Raw genomic sequence first — 20581 nt, 5'->3', positions numbered from 1 at the left:
GAAGGACGAGGTCGGGGCGCAGGGTGGACTCCATGTGGTCCCGCCGAATCGTCCTGGGCACCCTGTCGCTGCTCCTGGTCCTCCTGGTGTTCCAGGACGGCCCGGCGCGCGACGGGCAGCGGCGTGAACTGGCCACCGGGCCGAGGCCGCCGCGCGGACTGCCGCAGCCCGCCGTCGTGGGCCGCCAGGAGTGGCGGGCCGACGAGGGCCTGGTCCGGGAGCGCCCGCAGTACACGGGTGCGGCGAAGGCGGTCTTCATCCACCACACCGGCAACCCCAACGACTACGACTGCGCGGACGCCCCCGAGCTGATCCGGGCGGTCCAGGCCGACCATGTGGAGAAGGACGGCTGGGACGACATCGGCTACAACTTCCTCGTCGACCGCTGCGGCACCATCTACGAGGGCCGGGCGGGCGGCATCGGACGGTCGGTGCTCGGCGCCCACACCAAGGGGTTCAACGCGGACACGGTCGGCATCGCGGCGATCGGCACCTTCGGCGAGGGGACCGAGGTGCCGAAGCCGATGATGGACGCGCTGGTGGAGCTGACCGCCTGGAAGCTGCGGCCGGGCGTCGACCCGCTCGCCACGGTCGAGCTGGTCTCGTCGAACGCGGAGAGCCGTTTCGACGAGGGCCAGGTGGCCCGGCTGAACGTCATCTCGGGCCACCGCGACAGCTATGAGACCCGCTGCCCGGGTGATGTGCTGTACGGGCTGCTGCCCGAGCTGCGGGAGCGCGTGGCCCGGCTGCGCGCCTCCGCCCCGGGGCACGCGGCGAACTCGCGGCTGCGCCCGTACTTCTGAACCACCGTCGCCGGGCTACCGCGCCACGAACTGCGTGAGTATCGCCTGCACCTCGTAGATGTCGACGCCCTTCGTGAACGTCTTCTGGAGCGGGGTGGGGCTGCCGGAGATCCAGATCTTCAGCTCGGCGTCCAGGTCGAACGTCCCGGCCGTCTCCACCGCGAAGTGCGTGATGCTGCGGTACGGCACGGAGTGGTACTCGGTCTTCTTGCCGGTGATGCCCTGCTTGTCGACGAGGATCAGCCGGCGGTCCGTGAACAGGATCGTGTCGCGGATCAGCAGGAACGCGGCGTGCACCTGCTCGCCCTGGCCGAGGAGCCGGTCGTAGTCCTGCTGGGCGGTGGCCGGGTTGATCGTGTGCGCGTTGCCGAACAGTGCCATGGATGCCCCGTCTCTCGGATCTGTCGTACATGAGTACGCGTACGGCAGTTGTCTGGTTCCCGCTGGGGCCCGCGCCATGCTTTCGGGGGACGGAGCGGGTCAGAGCGGGACCACCGTCACCTCGGTCGCCTTCACGCCTGTCCAGACCTGCGTGCCGTCCGCGATGCGCAGCTCGGCCGCCGCCTGCGGGGTGATCTCCGCGACCAGGTCCGGGGCCCGGTCGGAGGTGATCAGCAGCCGCAGCCGGCTGCCGCCCGAGGTGATCTCGCGGACCGTGCCGGGCCAGACGTTGCGGGGGGATCCGGTGGGCTTCTCGCGGTGTACGGAGACGGCTTCGGGGGCGATGACCGCGAGGGCCTCCGTGCCCGGCGCGAGGGGCTCGGCGACCACGAGGTGGCCGCCGCCCGCCAGCTCCAGGCCGTCGGCGGTGGCGGTGCCGGGCCAGGCGTTGCGGCCGAGCATCCGGGCCACCCAGGGGGAGCGGGGGTGGCGGGTCACCTCGGAGGGCGGCTCGTCCTGGAGGACCCGGCCGTCGTCCAGGACGAGGACCCGGTCGGCCAGGGAGACCGCCTCGACTGGGTCGTGCGTGACGATCAGGCAGACCCCGCCGAACTCCGCGAGGTGGCGGCGGAGGGTGTGCCGGACGTGGGCCCGGGTCGTCTGGTCGAGGGCGGCGAGCGGTTCGTCCAGCAGCAGGAGGCGCGGGCGGGCCGCCAGCGCGCGGGCCAGGGCGACACGTTGGGCCTGGCCGCCGGAGAGCTGGCCGGGCTTGCGGTGGGCCAGGTGGCCGACGCCGAGCCGGTCCAGCCAGGACTGCGCCTCGCGCCGGGCCTCCGCGCGGGGGACGCCATGGGTGCGGAGCCCGTACGCCGTGTTGGACAGGGCGCTCAGGTGCGGGAAGAGCGCCCCGTCCTGGGGGACCCAGGCGACGCCCCGGCGGTGCGGGGGGAGAGCCGTCACATCGGTGTCGCCCAGGCGCAGTCGGGCGTGGGCGCGCGGGGTGAGGCCGAGGAGGGCGCGCAGGAGGGTGGTCTTGCCCGCGCCGTTGGGGCCGACGACCGCGATGGTGGTGCCGGGGTCGGCGGCCAGGGCGAGGCGGGTGAAGCCGGTGACGTCGGCGTGCAGGGGCCAGCGCTCCTGGGGGGCCTTCTCCCGTACGTACGCGGGTGGCTCGGGCAGGACGTCCGGTCCCGTCGGCTCCTCGGGACGCGGGGCGGACCGGTCGCGGTGGTCGCCGGGGGTGCCGGTCCAGCGGCCGCGCAGCGCGATGAGCACGATCATGGCGATCGCCAGGAGCAGCAGCGACACCGAGGTGGCGGCCTCCGGCGACTCCTGGAGCAGCAGATAGACCTGGAGCGGCAGGGTCTGCGTGGTGCCGGGGAGGTTCCCGGCGAAGGTGATGGTGGCGCCGAACTCACCGAGCGCCCGCGCCCAGGTGAGGGCTGCTCCGGCGATCAGCCCGGGGGCGACCATCGGCAGGGTCACGGTGAGGAACACCCGTACCGGAGAGGCTCCGAGGGATGCGGCGGTCTCCTCGTACCGGGGCCGCAGTCCGCCGAGCGCGCCCTCCAGCGAGATCACCAGGAACGGCATCGCGACGAACGTGGCCGCCAGCACCGCCCCCGAGGTGTGGAAGGGGAGCGTGATCCCGAAGGTGTCCTCCAGCCACGGGCCGAGCAGCCCGCGCCGCCCGAAGGCCAGCAGCAGCGCGACCCCGCCGACCGTGGGCGGCAGCACCATCGGCAGCAGCACCAGCGAGCGGACGAACGCCTTGCCGGGGAAGGGCACCCGGGCCAGCAGCCAGGCCAGCGGCACCCCGAACAGCAGGGAGAGGCCGAGTGCCCAGAGGGAGACGAGGAGGGAGAGCCGGAGCGCCTGCGTGGTGGGCTCGGCGGTGAGGTGCGTACCGAGCTCGCCCCAGGAGGTACGGGCCAGGATGCCGACGAGCGGCAGCATCAGGAACGCCACGGCCAGCAGCGCGGGCACCGTCAGCAGGAGCGGGGCGCGGGCCCCGGGCGTACGGCGGAGTGCTGGACGTTTCATGGTGACCTCGTCGGGCGGCTGGCGGGAGGTGCGGGACCCGGCAGGCCCGTCGGACGGGACGGACCTGCCGGGAGCGGTGCGGTTACGGCTGCTGGAAGCCTGCGCCCTGGAGGATCTTCTGCGCGGCGGGCGTGGAGAGCCAGGCCACGAACGCGGCGGCGGCCTCACTGTGCTTGGACGCCTTCAGGCTGGCGGCCGGGTAGGAGGCGACGGCGTTCTCCGCGTCCGGGATGTCGATCGCGTCGACCTTGTCGGTGGCCGTCTCGGCGTCCGTCTTGTAGACGAGCCCCGCGTCCGCCTCGCCGAGCTCGACCTTGCTGAGGACCGCGCGGACGTTGGGCTCCTGGGAGACCGGCTTCACCTCGATCTTCTGCGCGTCGAGGATCTGCTTGCTGTAGCGGCCCACCGGCACCTCGGGGGCGGCCAGGACGACCTTCAGCTCGGTGTCGGAGAGGTCCTTGAGGTTCTCGACCTTCTCCGGGTTGCCCTCGCCGACGGCGATGACGAGACGGTTCTTGGCGATGACCGTCGGGGTGCCGGTCTCGCCGGTGAGGCCGTCCATCGTCTTGGTGTCGGCGGTGACCAGGGCGTCGGCGGGGGCGCCCTGCTTGACCTGGGCGGCCAGCTCCTGGGAGCCCGCGAAGGAGAACGTGACCTTCGTGCCCGGGTTCTCCTTCTCGTACGCCGCTCCCGCCTCCTTGAAGACGTCGGTCAGCGAGGCGGCGGCCAGCACGGTCAGGTCCGCCTTCGGGGCGCCCGACGCGGAGTTCGACGGCTTGGCGCCGGCGGCGCTGTCCTTGTCCGCGCCGGAGTCGTCGTTGCCGCAGGCGGCGAGCGGGACGAGGAGGGCGGTCGTCAGGACGGCGGCAGCGGCACGCCGGCGGGTGATCAGGAGAGACATGAGGGCGGGACTCCTTGGCTGCGAGCCCGGTCGGCGGGGTGCCGTCCGGGCGGGGACGAGTTCGCGCGGGGCGCGGAGAAGGGTGGTGCGGGCAGCACTCGGCCCCCGGCCGTGGGTGGTTCCGGCCGGGTTCAGGTGCGGTCGATGTGCACGCTGGTCGACTTCACGCGGGCGGTCGCCTGCATGCCGACCTCAAGGCCCAGCTCCTCGACGGCCTCCCGGGTCAGGAGCGAGACGAGCCGGTGCGGGCCCGCCTGGATCTCCACCTGGGCGGCGACATCGCCGAGCTTCACCGCGGTGACGATGCCCGGGAAGGCGTTGCGCGCCGAGGTGTAGGGGGTCTCCTCCTCGCCCGCGGCGCCCTGGCCGACCTCGATCGAGAAGGCGGCCAGCGCACGGCCGTCGATCAGCCGGCGGCCGGCCTCGTCGCGATGGGTCGCGACCCGGCCGGCGTCCGCCCAGCGTCGGGCGGTGTCGGGGCTGACCCCGAGGAGCCGTGCTGCCTGACCGATTGTGTAGGACTGCATGCGCAACACGCTAGGCCAATTCAGCTCGCATTTACCATTCTCCGGACGATTGCCCATCGCAGATGCGAGGTTCTCGGAGAATCGTACGGAGGGGCTCTCCGGTCAGGCCGGGGTGCGGGGCTCCCCGGTCAGCCCTGTGCGCCGGGCTCGCTCGGCCCGGCGCACAGGGCTCGTCGCTCAGGCCGGGCTCGTCGCCGGCATCTCGCCCTCCGTCTTCGACACGTCGATCACGGTGAACGACGCGCCCTGCGGGTCGGAGAGCGCCGCGAACCGGCCGAAGGGGCTGTCCATCGGGCCGAACCGCAGCACCCCGCCCCGCTCGGTCGCCTTCGCCACCGCCGCGTCGCAGTCCGGTACGGCGAAGTACACGTTCAGGTACGCGGGCACCTCGGGCGGGAAGTCGTCGCCCATCGCCATCCGGCCGAGCACCGTCTCCCCCTGGACGTCGTACATCCCGAAGTCCATCGACTCGTCGTCGAACTTCCGTACCGTGTACGGGAAGACGGCGGGGAAGAACGTGTCCGCGGCCTTCGGGTCCCGGGTGAAGACCTCGCCCCAGCAGTAGCCGCCGGGCACGCCCATCTCCGTCTCGAACCCGTCGTGGGTGTCGGCCTGCCACACCCCGAAGACCGCGCCGCCGGGGTCGCGGGCCAGCAGCATCGTGCCGAACTCGCCGACCTGCATCGGCTCCATCAGCACCTCGCCGCCGCCCGCGCGGACCTTCTCGCCGGTGGCGGCAGCGTCCGGCGAGGCCAGATACAGGCACCACGCGGACGGGGCGTCCGTGCCCGGCATCGGCGGGCACACGGCAGCCGCTCGCTTTCCGTTCGCGTACGCCGTCGTGTAGCCGCCGTACTCCGGTGAACTCTCGCCGAACGTCCAGCCGAGCACATCACCGTAGAAGCTCTTGGCGCCCTCCAGGTCGGCGAACGTGGCGTCCGCCCAGCACGGGGTGCCTTCGGGTTGTACAGCCATGGCAGAGACCCTCTTCCGGTCCTGGTCCTCGCCGCCCGGGCCCGGTCTTCACCCCGGCGGCACCGCACCCCCTGCCAGCCACGCTAGTCAGCCGTACGGCGGTCCGCGCGCCGGGAGTGCCGCTCCTCGGCGGCGTGATCCGCGCAGTCGGGGTTCTCGCAGGGGCCGGGGCGCCAGACCGGGACGAAGATGCCGAGGGTCTTGCGGCGCTGGATCTCGGAGGGGACGGGATGCTTGCAGGTCGGGCACATGAAAGCGGCCCGCTGCTGGGTCTCACGCTTTTTACTGGCCATTTACCAACGATAGGCCGGGCATCGCGACAGGGAAACTTTTTCCCTTCGCTTTGCCCGGCCATTACCCGCTCGGTTACTCCGCGGGCTTATCTTCAGATGGCTCCTCCGCACCGTTCCCGGCGTCCTTGTCCGGCGCTGGCCTTCTGATACTGAGCACGACCGAAGCCGTCAGGATGACCACGATCACCGCCAGGCTGACCGGCGAGGGAATCTCCGGAATGGAGGTGCTGATCATCTTGTGCGATGCCTGAAGAACGAGCTTGACCGCGATGAAGGCCAGAATGACCGCGAGGCCCGTGCTCAGGTAGTGGAAACGGTCCAGCAGCCCCGCCAGCAGGAAGTACAGGGCCCGGAGCCCCAGAATGGCGAACGCGTTGCTGGTGTAGACGATGAAGGCGTCGTCGCTGACCGCCAGCACGGCGGGCACGCTGTCGACGGCGAAGAGCAGGTCGGCCGCCTCGATCGCGGCGACCACCGCGAGCAGCGGTGTGGCGACCCGCTTCCCCTCCTCCTTGATGATGAAGTGCGTCCCCGCGTACTCGTCCCGGACCGGCATGATCTTCCGCAGCATGCGCACCGCGAAACTCTTGCCCGGGTCGAAGTTGTCCTCGTCGTCCTTGAGGATTTTGTACGCGCTCCAGAAAAGGATCGCGGCGAAGAGGAACAGCACGAAGGTGAAGCGGTTCACCACCGCGACGCCGGCCGTCAGGAAGATCGCGCGGAACACCAGAGCGCCGATGACGCCGAAGAACAGCACCCGGTGCTGATATTCCCGGGGCACCTTGAAATAGGCGAAGATCAGCGCGAAGACGAAGAGGTTGTCGACCGAGAGGCTCTTCTCCAGGAGCCAGGCCGTCGTGTATTCCGTCCCCGCGGTCGTCCCCAGGACGAAGAAGACCACACCGCCGAAGATGAGCGCGAGGCTCACCCACAGCACGCTCCACCAGGCAGCTTCCTTGAAGCCGATGACATGCGCGTTTCGGTGGGCAAGCAAGTCGACTGTGAGGGAGACGACCACCGTTACGGCGAACGCCACCCAGAGCCATACCGGTACATCCACGCCCGAGACCTCCCCAGTTGATTGTTACGAGTGTGACGTGTCGGGCGCAGGAGTGCGAGGGGGTGTGCGCCGACCGGTTGCCGCGACCGCGGCCATCGGCTCCGCGTCCAGGTACGGCGGATCCGCCATCCGGGTTGCGGTCGCACAGGAGTTGAGCAGGGCTTTCGTCACCTGCGGGGCGGCCTCGGGGCGGCGCGGGACGGGCCTCGTCCGGGCGTCCACGGGCTGGTCCAATTCCGCCCCGGACCGTCGGCGGCCCGATCGCCGCCCCGATCGCCTTGCCCTGCACCCGGACGACAGTGACGGCCCGGTCGCACGCTCGTTCTCGTATGCGAATTGTCGGACGAATGAATCATGCACGCAAGGGTGTGAATCAGACGCGGAAGACGTCCAGGAACGAACTCCACCAGCCCTTGGGCTTCTTGGCCGGCTCCGCAGCGTGACGAGGTGCCGCGCCCGGCTGGGGTGCCACGTTCCGGTACGGGTCGGGCAGCTGCGCCGAGGTCTGCGCCGGCGGCTGGGCCCCGGTCGTGGTACGGCGGGCGGCGGTCGGGGTGAACCGTACGGGCAGCGCGATCATGGCCCGGTGGAAGGGGCCCGGACGCCAGCCGATGCCGGAGGCCGGAACGGCCAGCGAGAGGTCGGGCACGGTGTTGAGGATCTTCTCGATCGCGGTCAGCGCGATGAGCGTCGCCGGCGACTTGGCCGGGCAGACGTGCGGCCCCGCGCCCCAGGCGAGGTGGGCCCCCTTGCTCAGGGTCTGGCGGGCGTCGGTGAGGGACGGGTCGGTGTTCGCGGCAGCGAAGCTGATCAGTACCGGGGTCTCCGCCTTCAGCGTCACCCCGTCCAGCTCGACGTCCCGCACCGGGTAGTGCGTCGCGTAGTTGGCGATCGGCGGGTTGTTCCACAGGACGTCGTCCAGCGCGTCCTCGACGAGCATCCCCGAGCCGCGCCGCTCCGGCGCGCCCGGCTGGTCCCCGGCGAGCATCAGCAGCAGCGCGTTGGCGATGAGGTTGCGCTCCGGCTCCACGCCGGCGCCCATCAGCATCACCAGCTGGTCCTTCAGCTCCTCGTCCCGCAGCCCCGCCGGGTGCTGGATCAGCCAGGAGGTGATGTCCTCACCGGGCTGGCGGCGCTTGAGCGCGACCAGCTCCATCAGGCACTCCGTCAGCTCCGCGTTGGCGCGCAGCACGTCCTCGCCGTCGAAGATGGCCGACATCGAGCGGGTCAGCCGGTCGCCGATGTCGCCGGGGCAGCCGAAGAGCTGGTTGAACAGCAGCAGCGGCAGGAGCTTGGCGTACTCGTTGAGCAGGTCGGCGGTGCCGCGCTCGATGAACTGGTCGATCAGGTAGTCGGCGATCCGCTCGACGTCCCGGCTGAGCCGGCTGCTGTTGAGCCGCGCCAGCGACTCGGTGACCGCCTTGCGCAGCCGCAGGTGCTCCGCGCCGTCGGTGAACAGGCAGTTGGGCCGGTACGCCATCATCGGCAGCACCGGGCTGTCCATCGGTACGGCGCCCTCGCGCAGCGCCGCCCAGCGCCGCGAGTCCCGGGCGAACAGCGCCGGGTTCTGGAGCACCCGCAGCGCCGCCTCGTGCTGCACGATCAGCGTGGCGTCCACCCCGGGCGCCAGCTCGATCGGCGCGGCGGGCCCGTGCGCCCGGAACGCGTCGTACACGCGGTGCGGATCGGCGGCGAACTCCGGTCCGTACAGCGAGGTCTGCTTCTGGTGCATGGGGCACCCGGCGGGGGCGCTGTACGGGGTGGCTCCCGGCGACGGGTCCATGGCGGCTTCCTCGGTGTGGTCGCGGTCGGTGGGATCGCGGTCGGTGGGGTCGCGGGGCCCGGTCGGCCCCGGATTCGGATGCGGGATACGTGGGGGGTGCGTCCGGCTGCGCGGGCCGGGCCGTACTCAGGCCGCGTGCGTCAGGAGGTGACGTACGAGCGTGATCAGGGCCTGCGCGGAGGACTTCTGGTCCCGGGCGTCGCAGTAGACGATCGGCGTGGACGGCAGCAGGTCGAGCGCCTCGCGCAGTTCGTCCTCGGCGTGCTGGGAGTACGGGTCGAAGCTGTTGACGGCGACCGCGTACTCCAGCCCGTACGTCTCGACCAGATCGATCACCGGGAAGGTGTCGGCCAGCCGCGCCGGGTCGACCAGGAGCAGCGCGCCGAGCGAACCGCGCGCCATGTCCTCCCACAGCTCCACGAACCGCTGCTGCCCCGGCGTACCGAACAGGTACAGCACCAGCTCGTCGCTGAGGGTGAGGCGCCCGAAGTCCAGGGCGACCGTGGTCGTCTTCTTGTCGGGCGCCCCGCGCAGATCGTCGACCTGGGCGGCGGCCTGGGTCATCCGCTCCTCGGTCCGCAGCGGGGTGATCTCGGAGAGCGTGCCGATCAGGGTCGTCTTGCCCACGGCGAAGTGCCCGACGACGAGGATCTTCGCCGCGCGCTGGACCGCGTCCGGCACATAGATGCTCTCAGCCGAACCGGACTTGGAGTCCATGCAACACCTCTTCGAGGATCTTTCTGTCGACGAGCTGGGCGGGCGGCGGCGCCTTGCGGCGCAGCAGATGTCCCTGCTGGTTTAAGTCCTGGAGCAGCAGCCGGGCCACCCCGACCGGCAGCCCCAGGTGGCCGGCGACCTCGGCCACCGACAGATAGCCGCCGGAACACAGCTCCCAGATCGCCTTGACCTCGGGGCTGGGGCTGGGCGGCGGCTGCCGGTCGGGGGCGAGGGTGACCAGCGTGACGAGGGAGAGGTCCTCCGCGTCGGGCAGCCCCCGTCCCCCGGTGATGACATAGGACCGGACGAACCCGCTGCTGACGCTGGACTCCTCGCCCGGCGCCGTCATATCTCGCTGCCCGCGTTCTCGCGGGGCGGCGTGGTCATCGCCTTCCCCAGCGCGGTGACCTGCTGCTGCATACGGAAGGACATCGCCTCCATGTCCACGTCCGCGGCGGCGGTGGCGGCGAGGTAGGCGCCGGTGCCCGCGGCGATGAGGAAGATCCAGCCGTCCTCGTACTCCAGGAGCGTCTGCCGCCAGCGGCCCGGGTTGCGGGTGCCGATGAAGGGGGCGACGGCCCGGCTGAGGGACTGCATGGAGCTCATGGCCGCGGCGACGGTCTCCGCGTCGTCCCGGCCGATCTCACTGGAGTTGGCGAGCAGCAGTCCGTCGGCGGATACGAGGATCGCGTGCCGGGCTCCGGGTACCTGGAGCACATCGTTGAGTACCCAGGTCAGATCGGGGTTCACTGGATCTCGGATCCTTCCGTGGTCGTCGTCGTGTCCCGCCCGGAGCGGGTGCCGCGCTGGAACGCGCCCAGGCGGGAGGCGGTCTCCTCGTTGCTGCGGACCGGCTGCGGCGCGGCCGGGGGCACGGCGGAGACCGGGCTCTTGCGACGACGCTTCGGCAGCCCGCCGGAGGTGGTGGTGATCTGGGCGAGCTGCTGCGTGGCGGTGTCCGGACGCCGGTCCGCCGGCGGGAAGAGCGGGGTGGGCGCCGGTGCGGGCGCCTGCTGCCACCGGTCGGGCTGCGCGGCCTCCGGCTCCTGCTGGGTGCCGTAGGCGTCGTACGTCTCCGGCGCCTCGGCCGGTGCGGCGGGCTGCGGCACCTCCGTGGTGAGCAGTTCGTCGGGGATCAGTACCACCGCGCGTACGCCTCCATAGGGGGAAACGGAGTCCACCGAGACCCGGAACCCGTAGCGGGCGGCGAGCATCCCGGAGACGGCGAACCCGAACTGCGGCGGGATGCCCAGGCTGGAGACGCTGATCGCCGCCTGGGGCGAGAGGAGGGCCGCCGCGCGGTCCTTCTCCTCCTGTCCCATGCCCAGTCCCGCGTCGTCGACGATGAGGCAGACGCCCGTGGGCACGGCCTGGATGTTGATCTCCACCGGGGTGCCGGGGGCGGAGTAGTTGGTGGCGTTGGCGAGCAGCTCGGCGAGGACCACCGCGACCGGTTCGACGGCCCGGCTGACGACCGAGAAGTTCACCTGGCCGTTGACCCGGACCCGGTCGAAGTGGCGGATACGGCCCTGGGCGCTGCGGGCCACGTCGAAGACGGATGCCACGGTCTCGCGCCGGCCGAGCCAGCCGCCGCAGAGCACCGCGATGCCCTGGGCGCGCCGCCCGAACTGGCTGTTGGCGTGGTCCATGGCCATCAGGTCGGCGAGGATCCCGGGGTCGTCGCCGTACTTGCGCTGGGCCTTCTCGATCACGACCTGCTGCTCGTCGGCGAGGCCCTGGAGGGTGCGGACGGCGGCCTTGAGGACGGCTTTGGTCTCCTCCTCGGCGTCCTTGCGGACCTCGGCGAGCTCGGAGGCCTGCCGTTGGAGGAGCCCGTTGTGGACGACGAGGAGCTCGTCCCGCTGACGCAGGAGCGTGTCACGCTCCCCGTTCAGCTCGGTGTTGCGTCTGCGCAGTTTGATGTTGGTCGCGCGAGCCCGCAGAACGGCACCCACAGCGACCAGTGCTACGACAACCAGCGCCCAGATGACGGGGCCCTGTGGAAATGTCATGAGACTCACTTCAAGTGCCATGGCTGGAAACGGCTTGACACCCCGTCAGGCGGCACGCAGCCAGGGCTCGTTCGCCACGACCGTGCGCCGCTTCGGGAGGTGCCCCTCCGAAGGTGGGGCCGAGGAATTCATTCCTCCCGGAATGCCCCCATACGCCATCAGCCCACTGGAAGTAAGATGATCTTATCATCGGCCGCACAGTGAAATGTCAAGCTCACCACGCCAGTTGCCACTCGACGCAGAACGTTCACATTGCGGAGACGTGGAGGAGGGGGCTCCGGTCCGACTCCCTTTGCCGGTTGGGGTGTTCGGGGCGGGGGTGGGGCGGGGTGTTCGGTCGCTGGTGGGGGCTGCGCCCCGGCCGGTCCCGCCGCCGGTGGCGTTGCCATACTGGGCGCCCATGAAGAGGCCCTCCCGAGCGGCGATCCTGACAGCGGCGGTCGCCACCGCTCTAGCCGGCTGCGCCGCCCCCGAAGAGCCGTTGCGTACGCACCAGTCCTTGCCGGAGCAGCCCCTCTTCAGGAGCATCCGGCCCGCCGACCGCCCCGACGCCCCCGCCTTCTCCGGCACCTCCCTGGCGGGCAAGCCCCTCAGCCTCGCCGGCCACCGGGGTGAGGTCGTCGTCGTCAACGCCTGGGCCTCCTGGTGCGGCCCGTGCCGGGCGGAGGCCCCCGCCCTCAATCGCATACAACGCAAGCTGGGCGACCGGGGCGTGCGGGTGATGGGCATCAACAACGACACGGAACTGGGCGCCGCCCGCGCCTTCGAGGGCGACTACGCCCTCGGCTACCCCAGCCTGCACGACCCCTCCGGCAAGCAGTTCTTCAAGCTGCCCAAGGGCCTGGTCAACACCCAGGGGCTCCCCTTCACCGTCTTCGTCGATCGCGCGGGCAAGCTCGCCGGGGCGGTCTCGGGCGGGGTGTCGGAGGAGGACCTGGACGCGATTCTGGGGGCCCTGCTGAAGGAGAAGGCCGGGGCGGGCCAGGCGGTGGAGGCGCTGGGCTGATGGGCGGTCAGCCGAGTGGGGGCGGTGCAGGCGCTGGGCTGATGTGAGGTCAGCAGGGCGGGGCGGTGGAGGCGCGCGTCTCCAGTGCCCAGGCGTGGCGGCGGACGGTGTCGGGGGCGGTGCGGCCCGCCAGGATGTCGCAGAGCAGCTCGGCGCAGGCGCGCCCGTACGCGGCGGGGCGCAGGTCGACCGCTGTGACGGGCGGCTCTGCGGAGCGGGTGGCGGTGCCGTCGACGCAGGACGCGACGAGGAGGGGGGTACGGGGGTGGGCCCCGGCCTCCCCTGTGCGGCCCGAGGTGGTGCTTCCGGCCGTAGGGTCCGAGGTGGTGCTTCCGGTCGTACGGCCCGAGGTGGTGCTTCCGGTCGTGCGGTCCGAGACCGTGCCGACCGTGCGGCCCGCCGTCGCCGCCGCGCGCAGGACGCCCGGTGCCGCGCCGTCCGGGGCGCAGATCACCGCGTCCACCGCCGGGTCCGTGCGGAGCAGGGCCAGCGTGGTCTCCTCGGCCTCCTGCGGGGTGGCGGCGAACGGCACCGTGCGCAGCGCCACGGCCACCCCGTGCTCCTGTCCCCAGGAGGCGGCGGTGGCCCGCAGGGCGGTGGCCCAGGCGGAGGTGCCGGCGGGGGCCAGGACGGCGGGGTGGCGGGCGCCGCGTTCGGTCACGTGGTCCAGGAGCGCGGTGAGCGAGGCGGCGTTGTCGCAGATCACGGCGCCGCTGGGGGTGGCGGCGGGCCCCAGGTAGCGCTCCCCGGTGACGACCGGGACGCCCGCGTCCAGCAGCCCCGGAACGGCGCTGTCGCCCACCTCGGGATCGATCACCAGCAGCCCGTCGACCCGCGAGGCGACCCGCCCGCTCGCGCCGCCCGCAGGGGCGAGGAGCACCACGTCGAGCCCTTCCTCCTGGGCGCGCGCGACGGCCCCGAAGGCGAGGTTCATGTAGTAGTCCAGCCGGGTCGCGGTCTGCGGCAGGTGCAGCCCGATGGCCCCGGTGCTGGAGCGGCGCAGCCGCCGGGCCGCGCTGTTGGGCCGGTAGCCGAGCTGCTCCGCCACCGCGCGGACCCGTTCCCTGGTCGCTTCGGCGACGCGTCCCGAGCCCTGGAGGGCGTCGGAGACGGTGCTCTTGGAGACCCCGGCGGCGCGGGCTACGTCGAGCAGGGTCACGGTCCGGGAGGTCACGGGGGTGAAGTCTAGACAGGGGCGGGGGAGAGGGTTGCCGGAACGTTCCGGCACGGTTAGATTCTCTGCGTGCCGGAACGTTCCGGCACCCTCCTCGCGCCCGCCCCGCCGGCCCCTCCCCCCCTGGAACTGGTCATGCGTCTGATCACCGCGTACAACCCGCCCGCCTCCCCGACCCGGACCCGCCCCGCCGAGCGCGCCCCCCTGCGCGTCGCAGCCGTACAGCAGCGGTGGCACCGCGATCCCGCCGAGCACCGCGCCGCGCTCCGGGAGGGCATCCGGCTCGCCGCCGCCGAGGGGGCGCGGGTGGTGTGCCTCCAGGAGCTGACGCTCTCGCCGTACTTCGCAGTCGTACGCCGGGCCGACCACCCCGCTCCGGCCGAGCCGGAGGAGCTGCTGACCGGCCCCACCTTCACCTTCGCCGCCGAGGCCGCCCGCGAGTACGGCCTCTACGTGCACGCCTCCCTGTACGAGAAGGCCCCGGGCCCCTCCGGTGACGACGGCCTCGGCTACAACACCGCGATCCTCGTCGCCCCCGACGGCACCCTCGCGCAGCGCACCCGCAAGACGCACATCCCGGTCACCGAGGGGTATTACGAGGACGACTGGTTCCGCCCCGGCCCTGCGGGTGACGACGCCTTCCCGCTGGTCACGGTCGACGAGGCCCGCTTCGGCCTGCCGACCTGCTGGGACCAGTGGTTCCCGGAGCTGGCGCGCGCCTACTCCCTGGCCGGTGCCGACGTCCTCGTCTACCCGACGGCCATCGGCTCGGAGCCCGGCTTCCCCGGCTTCGACTCCCAGCCGCTCTGGCAGAAGGTGATCACCGGCAACGCCATCGCCAACGCCACCTTCATGGTCGTGCCCAACCGCATCGGCGCCGAGAACGGGCTCACCTTCTACGGCAGCTCCTTCATCGTCGACCCGTACGGCCGCGTCCTGGCCCAGGCGCCCCGAGACGAGCCCGCCGTCCTGGTCGCCGACCTCGACCTCGACGCCCGCCGTGACTGGCTGGAGCTTTTCCCGTTCCTGACCACCCGCCGCCCGGACGCGTACGGCCCGCTCACGGCGACGGACTGAGCAGGGCGGGCGGGGCGCCCAGGGCCGGAGTCCGGTGGGCCTCAGGGCCGGAGTCCGGTGGGCCTCAGGGCCGGAGTCCGGTGGGCCTCAGGGCGGATCGGCGGGACAACCCCATGGCCCGGAGGCCCGCCGGGCGGAGATCATTCGGATATGACTTCCACGAGCTCCGCCCGCACCACAGCCCCGATCAACGCGGCCGCGTCCGGCCGCTGGACCCTCGGCGACCTGCCGGTCAGCCGCGTCGGCTTCGGCACGATGCGGCTGCCGCAGACCGGTGAGGCCCTCGTGCCGCACGCCGTCCCCCGCGACCGTGCCGCAGCGCTGGCCGTCCTGCGCAGGGCCGTCGATCTCGGGGTGAACCACATCGACACCGCCGCGTTCTACTTCTCCCCGCTGCGCTCCGCCAACGAGCTGATCAACAGCGCCCTCGCGCCCTACGCGGACGACCTCGTGATCACCACCAAGGTCGGTCCGGCCCGGGACCGGACGGGCGCGTGGGCCACCCATGCCCGCACCCCCGAGGCGCTGCGCGGCCAGGTCGAGGAGAACCTGCGCCAGCTCGGCCGCGACCACCTCGACGTGGTGAACCTCCGGATCGTCGGTACGGAGTCGATAGCCGAGCGTTTCGGCGCCCTGGCCGAGCTGCGCCGGGCCGGGCTCATCCGCCACCTGGGCCTCTCCAACGTCACCCCCGCCCACCTTGCCGAGGCCCGGGCCATCGCGCCGGTGGTCTGTGTCCAGAACCGGTACGGCATAGGCGTGCGGCCCGAGGACGACGCGTTCGTCCAGGACTGCGGGGCGCAGGGGATCGCGTTCGTGCCGTTCTACTCGATAGCCGCGGCCGGCGGACAGGGCGGCGCGATCGTGGCCGAGCCCGCCGAGGTGCTCGCCGTCGCGCAGGCGCACGGGGTGAGCCCGGCGCAGGTCCGGCTGGCGTGGACCTTGCACCGGGGGCCGCATGTGCTGGCCATCCCCGGCACCGGCGACCTCGGCCACCTGGCCGCCAACGTGGCCGCCGGAGCTCTGCGGCTGTCCGAGGACGAGCTGGCGCTTCTGGAGGGCCTGCACCGGAGCGCGGTGACGGGCTGACCGGCGATCCGGCGACCCGGCCGATCCGGCTGACTGGCCGATCCGGCGACCCGGTGGCCCGACCCGGCCCGGTGGCCCGACCGGTTCGGGGGCCCGGGACGCGGGGTTACGGGTCACATGGCGACGGGTGACCCCGACGGCAGTCGGGCGCATCGGCGGCAGGCGCGGGCCGAGCCGGCGACGAGTGCGTGGGAGGCCGCGGCCAGTGCGCAGGCCGCCGCCGTCAGCGGCCAGTTCTCGGCGAGGACCGACGCGGTGGCGAGGGCCAGGGTGGCCACGGCCATGGACACGCTCGCGGTGGTGCCCGTCCAGGCGACCGTGAGCGGCAGCCGGTGCGGGACGGGGAGGTGCCGGGCCAGGGTGCCGGTGGCGGCCAGGGTCGCGGCGGCGAGGATGACCGCCGCGCCCGCGACCGTGGCCAGGTGGGTGGCGAGCAGGTGCGCCGCGCGGAGCACCGCCGAATCCTGCGGGGCGCCCGTGTTCCGCACCAGGAACCAGCACGCCAGCAGGAAAGGGGCGCTGAGGGCGACGGCGCGGGCGGTGTGCCGGGCCTGGGCGATGGTCAGTTCACGCTGGAAGCTCCCGGCCAGCTCCCGCGCCGAGCCGAACTCCGCCACCGCCCGGTGGACCGCCCGCTCGTACGGCTCGCCCTCCCGCGTGTACGCCGCCACGGTCTCGGTGAGTCCGTCGCGGGCCTCCTCCACCAGGCGGGACTTGGCCCGGGCGGGGCCGCGAAGGAGGGCGTCCAGCTCGGTGACGTACTCCTCCACGAGGTCACCGCCACCGTCGCCGAGGCCCCCGGCGCGAGCGCGACCGTCAGTGTGATCGCGAGCGCGAGCGTCACCGCGCGGAGGCGTGCCGGTCATGCGCCCTGCCCGTGCGGGTGCGGTGCGACCGGGTTGAGGACCGAGCCGATCGCGGCGGTGAAGTCCTGCCAGGCCGTGCGCTCGTCCGCCAGGAAGCGGGCGCCCGCCTCCGTCAACGCGTAGCAGCGGCGCTTGCGCCGGCCCTCCGCCTCCCAGCTGCTGCGCAGCAGACCGAGCCGCTCCAGCCGGTTCAGCGCCGGGTAGATCGTGCCGGTCCGCAGTTCGAGCGCACCGCCGCTGCGCTGCTGGACCGCGGTGATGATCGCGTATCCGTGCAGCGGGGCCGGTTCGAGAACCGCCAGCAGGAGACCGTCCAGATGTCCGCGTACCGCATCCTGTCTCATGCGTAGGCAGGCTACACATGGCAGACCGTGCGTGCCAGTGATTCCGGTTAATAGGTAGGCAGGCTACCTATGAAGGGCCGGGGCGTGCTATTCCTGGGGCGCCGGCCAATGTGTTGGTAGCAAACCTATGACCTCGGAGGGACCCCCGTGACCAAGCTGCTGCTCTCGCTGCACGTTCTGGCGTCGATCCTGGCGGTCGGGCCGATCACGGTCGCGGCCTCGATGTTCCCCCGCTACGCCAAGCCGCCCGCGCCCGGCAGCGAGGGGCCGCACGACCACGACATGCGCACGGCCGCCTTCCTGCACAAGATCTGCCGGGGGTACGCGGTCGTCGGTATCGCCGTGCCCGTCCTCGGCTTCGCCACCGGGGCACAGATGGGGGTGCTGGGCGATGCCTGGCTGCTCGCGTCGATCGTGCTCACGGCGATCGCCGCCGCCCTGCTGATGGCCATGGTCCTGCCCGGACAGAGCGAGCTGCTCGCGGAGGGGCCGGGAGGCGACCCCGGTACGGAGGCGGGCGCGGGCGCTCCCACGGTGGCCGAGCGGCGGTCGGCGGCGGCGCGGCTCGCCATGACCACCGGGATATTCAACCTGCTCTGGGCGACGGTCGTCGTGCTGATGATCGTCCGCCCGGGATCGACGACGGGGGCCTGACCCGCGGGCCGGGCCCCCGGACGTCCGGGTCGTGCGTCAACCCGCCTTCGCGTAGCGGCTGGTGGGGCGGGCCAGGCCCAGGTGGCCGCGGAGCGTGGTGGACGCGTACTCCGTACGGAACACCCCGCGCCGCTGCAGCTCCGGGACCAGGCCCCGGGTGATCGCCGTGAGGTCGTGCGGCAGGGTGCCCGGGCGGAGGCGGAAGCCGTCCAGGCCGGTGGAGCGCCAGTCGAGCAGCAGGTCCGCCAGTTCGGCGGGGGTGCCGGTGAAGATCTCGGCGTCGGAGGCGAGTTCGGACCCGGCCACCTCGTCCAGACGGGCCTTGCGCCGGGCCGCCGCGCCCGGTTCGCCGTCCAGGAAGACGATGAGGTCGGCGAAGGTCCGCAGCGGGCGGTCGCTCACGTCCCGGCCGGTGCGCTCGACCGCTTCGGCGACCTGGGTGAGGATCGCCGCCGTGCCCGCCCTGTCGTGCGGGGTGATGGCCACGACGTCCGAGCTGAGCGCGGCGAACTCGTACGGCGTGGTCGCGTGCGCGAGGCTCACCACCAGCGGCTGGCCCTGGGGGGTGCGCGGGGTGATCGACGGGCCCTTCACGCTGAAGGTGCTGCCCTGGAAGTCGATGGCGTGGACCTTGTCGCGGTCGATGAAGCGGCCCGTCGCCGCGTCCCGTATCTCCGCGTCGTCCTCCCAGCTGTCCCAGAGCTGCCGTGCCGCCTCCACCACCTCGGCGCCTTCCGCGAAGAGGGCGCGCAGCGGCTGGGAGATCAGCTCCGAGTCGGCTACGTCGTCCTCGGTGAGCTGGGGTGTGGTGCGGCGGCCGAAGTGGGCGGCGTCCGAGGCCCGGGACGATATCTGCGGGCGCCAGCCGGCCCGGCCCTTGCTCGCGTGGTCGAGGGTGGCGATGCCGATGGCGAGGTGGAACGGTTCGGTGTGGGTGACGTTGGTGGTGGGGACCAGGCCGATGTGCGTGGTGAGCGGGGCGAGATGGGCGGCGAGCAGCACTGCGTCGATGCTGCCCCTGACCTGGTCGGTGCGGTCGTCAGGGAGGTGGAAGGCGGCGGACTGGAGGCCGAGGGCGTCCTCGATGGTGACGAAGTCGATCAGACCCCGCTCGGCCTCGGCGACCAGGTCGGCCCAGTACGCGGCGTCGAGCAGCTCACCGGGCCGGGCGCCCTCCTCGCGCCAGGCCGCAGGGTGCCAGCCCGCGCCGTCGAGCGCGACAGCCAGGTGCAGCGGGGCGGCCGCGCCGCCGGGGGTGCCGGAGGCGGCCGGGGTGGCCGTCGGGTCGGTGGCGCCGGGCGTGGCGCTCGGGGCGCCGGACGCGTCGTTCCGGGCGCCGGACGTGCCGGTCATGCGGAGGTCTCCTTCTTGTCGTGCCGGTCGCCCAGGGGCTGTCCGGGTCCGCCCCAGCCGGCCGGGCGGGGTGCGGCGGACAGGCCCAGGTGGTCCCGGAGCGTGGTGCCGGTGTAGTCGTCGCGGTGGACGCCCTTCTCCTGGAGGATCGGCACCACCCGGTCCACGAAGTCGTCCAGGCCGCCCGGGGTGAGGTGGGGCACGAGGACGAAGCCGTCGGCGCCCTCGGTCTGCACGTAGTCGTCGATGGCGTCGGCGACCGTCTGCGGGCTGCCGACGAACGTCTGGCGGCCGCCGACCTCGATGACCAGCTCCCGGATGGAGAAGTTCCGCTCCTCCGCGAGCTTGCGCCACTGGCGTGCCGTCTCGGCCCGGCCCTTGCGGAAGACGGAGTGCCCCTTCAGGAAGTGGGCCTCGTCCTCGGGCTCGATGTCGGGCAGCGGCCCGTCGGGGTCGTATGCGGACAGGTCGCGGCCCCAGACCGCCTCCAGGTGGGCGATCGCGGTCTGCGGGCTGACCAGCTCGCGGCTGATCTCCTCCGCGTACGCGGCGGCCTCCTCGTCGGTGTCGGCGACGACCGCGTTGGCGGTGGGGAGGATCAGCAGGTCCTCGGGGCTCCGGCCGTACGCGGCCAGGCGCCGCTTGACGTCCCGGTAGAAGTCCCGGGCCACGTCGATCCGGTTGTGCTTGCTGAAGATGACCTCGGCGTCGGACGCGGCGAACTCCCGGCCCGCGTCGGACTCGCCGGACTGGATGATCACCGGGTGGCCCTGCGGGCCGGACGGGGTGGTGAACCGGCCGGAGATGTCGAAGTGCTGGCCCCGGTGGGCGAAGCGGCCGGCCCCGGCGGCGGTGAACTCTCCCGTCGCCGCGTCGGCCTTCAGGTCTCCCTGACCCCAGCTGTCCCACAACTCCCGTGCCGTGGTGACGAATTCGGCCGCCCGGGTGTAACGGTCGGCCTCGGGGAGGAAGCCGCCCCGGCGGAAGTTCTCGCCGGTGAACGCGTCGTAGCTGGTGACCACGTTCCAGGCGGCCCGGCCGCCGCTGAGCCGGTCCAGGGTGGCGAACCGGCGCGCCACCTCGTACGGCTCGTTGAAGGTGGCGTTGACCGTGGCGGCGAGGCCCAGGTGCGAGGTGACGGCGGCCAGGGCGCTCAGCACGGTCAGGTTCTCCGGGCGTCCCGCGATGTCCAGGTCGTAGACCTGCCCCTTGTGCTCGCGCAGCCGCAGCCCTTCGGCAAGGAAGAAGAAGTCGAACTTGCCGCGTTCGATGGTCTGCGCGAGCCGGATGAAGGAGTCGATGGATATCTGGCTCTCGGAGCGCGGGTCCGACCAGACGGTCACATTGTGGATGCCGGGCAGCTGAGCTGCGAGATGCACCTGTTTTTTCCTGGTGGTGGCGGGCACGGTGCGGTCTCCTCCTGCGAAGTCCGGCGTTGTCGGGACGAGTTGGCGTGGTGAGTGGGTGTGGTGGCTCTCAGAGCGTGCCTGTGACCCGTGTCATCTGCACAGGTCGGCCGGGAC

At 72.3% G+C, this 20581-nt stretch carries 22 protein-coding genes; 5 read left to right on the top strand and 17 right to left on the bottom strand.

What is annotated here, in order from left to right:
• The first annotated feature begins 32 nt into the window (after nucleotides 1-32).
• Complete coding sequence (locus tag IE264_RS06730; protein ID WP_032756028.1) at nucleotides 33-803, top strand: peptidoglycan recognition protein family protein; 771 nt, start codon at nucleotides 33-35, stop codon at nucleotides 801-803.
• A gap of 15 nt (nucleotides 804-818) precedes the next feature.
• On the opposite strand, the gene IE264_RS06725 is transcribed toward IE264_RS06730, so the two are convergent.
• The 12 genes from IE264_RS06725 to IE264_RS06670 form a co-directional block, all read right to left on the bottom strand.
• The gene (locus IE264_RS06725; protein ID WP_015609663.1) at nucleotides 819-1184 is read right to left on the bottom strand and encodes a PH domain-containing protein; all 366 of its coding nucleotides are present in this window, start codon (nucleotides 1182-1184) and stop codon (nucleotides 819-821) included.
• A 99-nt stretch (nucleotides 1185-1283) separates the two neighbouring features.
• Nucleotides 1284-3227, bottom strand: a complete 1944-nt coding sequence (locus IE264_RS06720; RefSeq protein ID WP_015609662.1) for an ABC transporter permease — start codon at nucleotides 3225-3227, stop codon at nucleotides 1284-1286.
• Nucleotides 3228-3309: 82 nt separating this feature from the next.
• The gene (gene modA / locus IE264_RS06715) at nucleotides 3310-4128 is read right to left on the bottom strand and encodes a molybdate ABC transporter substrate-binding protein (RefSeq protein ID WP_032756031.1); all 819 of its coding nucleotides are present in this window, start codon (nucleotides 4126-4128) and stop codon (nucleotides 3310-3312) included.
• A 131-nt stretch (nucleotides 4129-4259) separates the two neighbouring features.
• Nucleotides 4260-4655, bottom strand: a complete 396-nt coding sequence (locus tag IE264_RS06710; protein ID WP_031122401.1) for a TOBE domain-containing protein — start codon at nucleotides 4653-4655, stop codon at nucleotides 4260-4262.
• A gap of 177 nt (nucleotides 4656-4832) precedes the next feature.
• The gene (locus IE264_RS06705; protein WP_032756035.1) at nucleotides 4833-5630 is read right to left on the bottom strand and encodes a VOC family protein; all 798 of its coding nucleotides are present in this window, start codon (nucleotides 5628-5630) and stop codon (nucleotides 4833-4835) included.
• Between the two features lie 83 nt (nucleotides 5631-5713).
• Complete coding sequence (locus IE264_RS06700) at nucleotides 5714-5923, bottom strand: hypothetical protein (RefSeq protein ID WP_015609659.1); 210 nt, start codon at nucleotides 5921-5923, stop codon at nucleotides 5714-5716.
• A gap of 73 nt (nucleotides 5924-5996) precedes the next feature.
• Entirely contained in the window at nucleotides 5997-6983 is a 987-nt protein-coding gene (locus IE264_RS06695; protein ID WP_015609658.1) for a TerC family protein, read from the bottom strand.
• 373 nt (nucleotides 6984-7356) lie between these two features.
• Entirely contained in the window at nucleotides 7357-8766 is a 1410-nt protein-coding gene (locus tag IE264_RS06690; protein WP_078657421.1) for a cytochrome P450 family protein, read from the bottom strand.
• A 126-nt stretch (nucleotides 8767-8892) separates the two neighbouring features.
• Complete coding sequence (locus tag IE264_RS06685) at nucleotides 8893-9483, bottom strand: GTP-binding protein (protein ID WP_015609656.1); 591 nt, start codon at nucleotides 9481-9483, stop codon at nucleotides 8893-8895.
• Nucleotides 9458-9832, bottom strand: coding sequence for a DUF742 domain-containing protein (locus tag IE264_RS06680; protein WP_015609655.1), 375 nt, complete (start codon nucleotides 9830-9832; stop codon nucleotides 9458-9460). The genes IE264_RS06685 and IE264_RS06680 overlap by 26 nt, the downstream gene beginning before the upstream one ends.
• A complete protein-coding gene (locus tag IE264_RS06675) occupies nucleotides 9829-10233 on the bottom strand; it encodes a roadblock/LC7 domain-containing protein (RefSeq protein ID WP_015609654.1) in 405 nt (134 codons plus the stop codon). Before IE264_RS06675 ends, IE264_RS06680 begins: the two co-directional genes overlap by 4 nt.
• Complete coding sequence (locus tag IE264_RS06670) at nucleotides 10230-11495, bottom strand: ATP-binding protein (RefSeq protein WP_032756039.1); 1266 nt, start codon at nucleotides 11493-11495, stop codon at nucleotides 10230-10232. Before IE264_RS06670 ends, IE264_RS06675 begins: the two co-directional genes overlap by 4 nt.
• A gap of 400 nt (nucleotides 11496-11895) precedes the next feature.
• On the opposite strand from IE264_RS06670, the gene IE264_RS06665 reads away from it, so the two are divergent.
• Entirely contained in the window at nucleotides 11896-12501 is a 606-nt protein-coding gene (locus IE264_RS06665) for a TlpA family protein disulfide reductase (protein ID WP_032756042.1), read from the top strand.
• A 49-nt stretch (nucleotides 12502-12550) separates the two neighbouring features.
• Here the strand turns inward: IE264_RS06665 and IE264_RS06660 are convergent, their stop codons facing one another.
• On the bottom strand, nucleotides 12551-13675 hold the full coding sequence (locus IE264_RS06660) for a LacI family DNA-binding transcriptional regulator (protein WP_032756045.1): 1125 nt from the start codon (nucleotides 13673-13675) through the stop codon (nucleotides 12551-12553).
• A 135-nt stretch (nucleotides 13676-13810) separates the two neighbouring features.
• Between IE264_RS06660 and IE264_RS06655 the strand changes: the two genes are divergently transcribed.
• Both IE264_RS06655 and IE264_RS06650 read left to right on the top strand, forming a co-directional pair.
• Complete coding sequence (locus tag IE264_RS06655) at nucleotides 13811-14752, top strand: carbon-nitrogen hydrolase (RefSeq protein ID WP_015609650.1); 942 nt, start codon at nucleotides 13811-13813, stop codon at nucleotides 14750-14752.
• Nucleotides 14753-14902: 150 nt separating this feature from the next.
• Nucleotides 14903-15841, top strand: a complete 939-nt coding sequence (locus tag IE264_RS06650) for an oxidoreductase (RefSeq protein ID WP_015609649.1) — start codon at nucleotides 14903-14905, stop codon at nucleotides 15839-15841.
• A 113-nt stretch (nucleotides 15842-15954) separates the two neighbouring features.
• On the opposite strand, the gene IE264_RS06645 is transcribed toward IE264_RS06650, so the two are convergent.
• Nucleotides 15955-16707: a permease prefix domain 1-containing protein gene (locus IE264_RS06645; protein WP_032756048.1), complete on the bottom strand. Its 753-nt coding sequence runs from the start codon at nucleotides 16705-16707 to the stop codon at nucleotides 15955-15957.
• The gene (locus IE264_RS06640; protein WP_015609647.1) at nucleotides 16704-17051 is read right to left on the bottom strand and encodes a PadR family transcriptional regulator; all 348 of its coding nucleotides are present in this window, start codon (nucleotides 17049-17051) and stop codon (nucleotides 16704-16706) included. Before IE264_RS06640 ends, IE264_RS06645 begins: the two co-directional genes overlap by 4 nt.
• Nucleotides 17052-17198: 147 nt before the next feature.
• Between IE264_RS06640 and IE264_RS06635 the strand changes: the two genes are divergently transcribed.
• Nucleotides 17199-17705: a membrane protein gene (locus IE264_RS06635; protein WP_032756051.1), complete on the top strand. Its 507-nt coding sequence runs from the start codon at nucleotides 17199-17201 to the stop codon at nucleotides 17703-17705.
• 36 nt (nucleotides 17706-17741) lie between these two features.
• Here IE264_RS06635 and IE264_RS06630 read toward each other — a convergent pair whose 3' ends face one another.
• Together IE264_RS06630 and IE264_RS06625 are read right to left on the bottom strand one after the other, a co-directional pair.
• Complete coding sequence (locus IE264_RS06630; protein ID WP_051821782.1) at nucleotides 17742-19058, bottom strand: LLM class flavin-dependent oxidoreductase; 1317 nt, start codon at nucleotides 19056-19058, stop codon at nucleotides 17742-17744.
• Nucleotides 19055-20464, bottom strand: a complete 1410-nt coding sequence (locus tag IE264_RS06625; protein ID WP_032756053.1) for an NtaA/DmoA family FMN-dependent monooxygenase — start codon at nucleotides 20462-20464, stop codon at nucleotides 19055-19057. The genes IE264_RS06630 and IE264_RS06625 overlap by 4 nt, the downstream gene beginning before the upstream one ends.
• Nucleotides 20465-20581 lie beyond the last annotated feature (117 nt).

Origin of the sequence: Streptomyces microflavus (assembly GCF_014650075.1) — a bacterium.
Classification (GTDB): Bacteria; Actinomycetota; Actinomycetes; order Streptomycetales; family Streptomycetaceae; genus Streptomyces; species Streptomyces microflavus.
The sequence above is the reverse complement of the archived record's forward strand: the minus strand, read 5'-3'. Positions and strand labels throughout refer to the sequence as shown.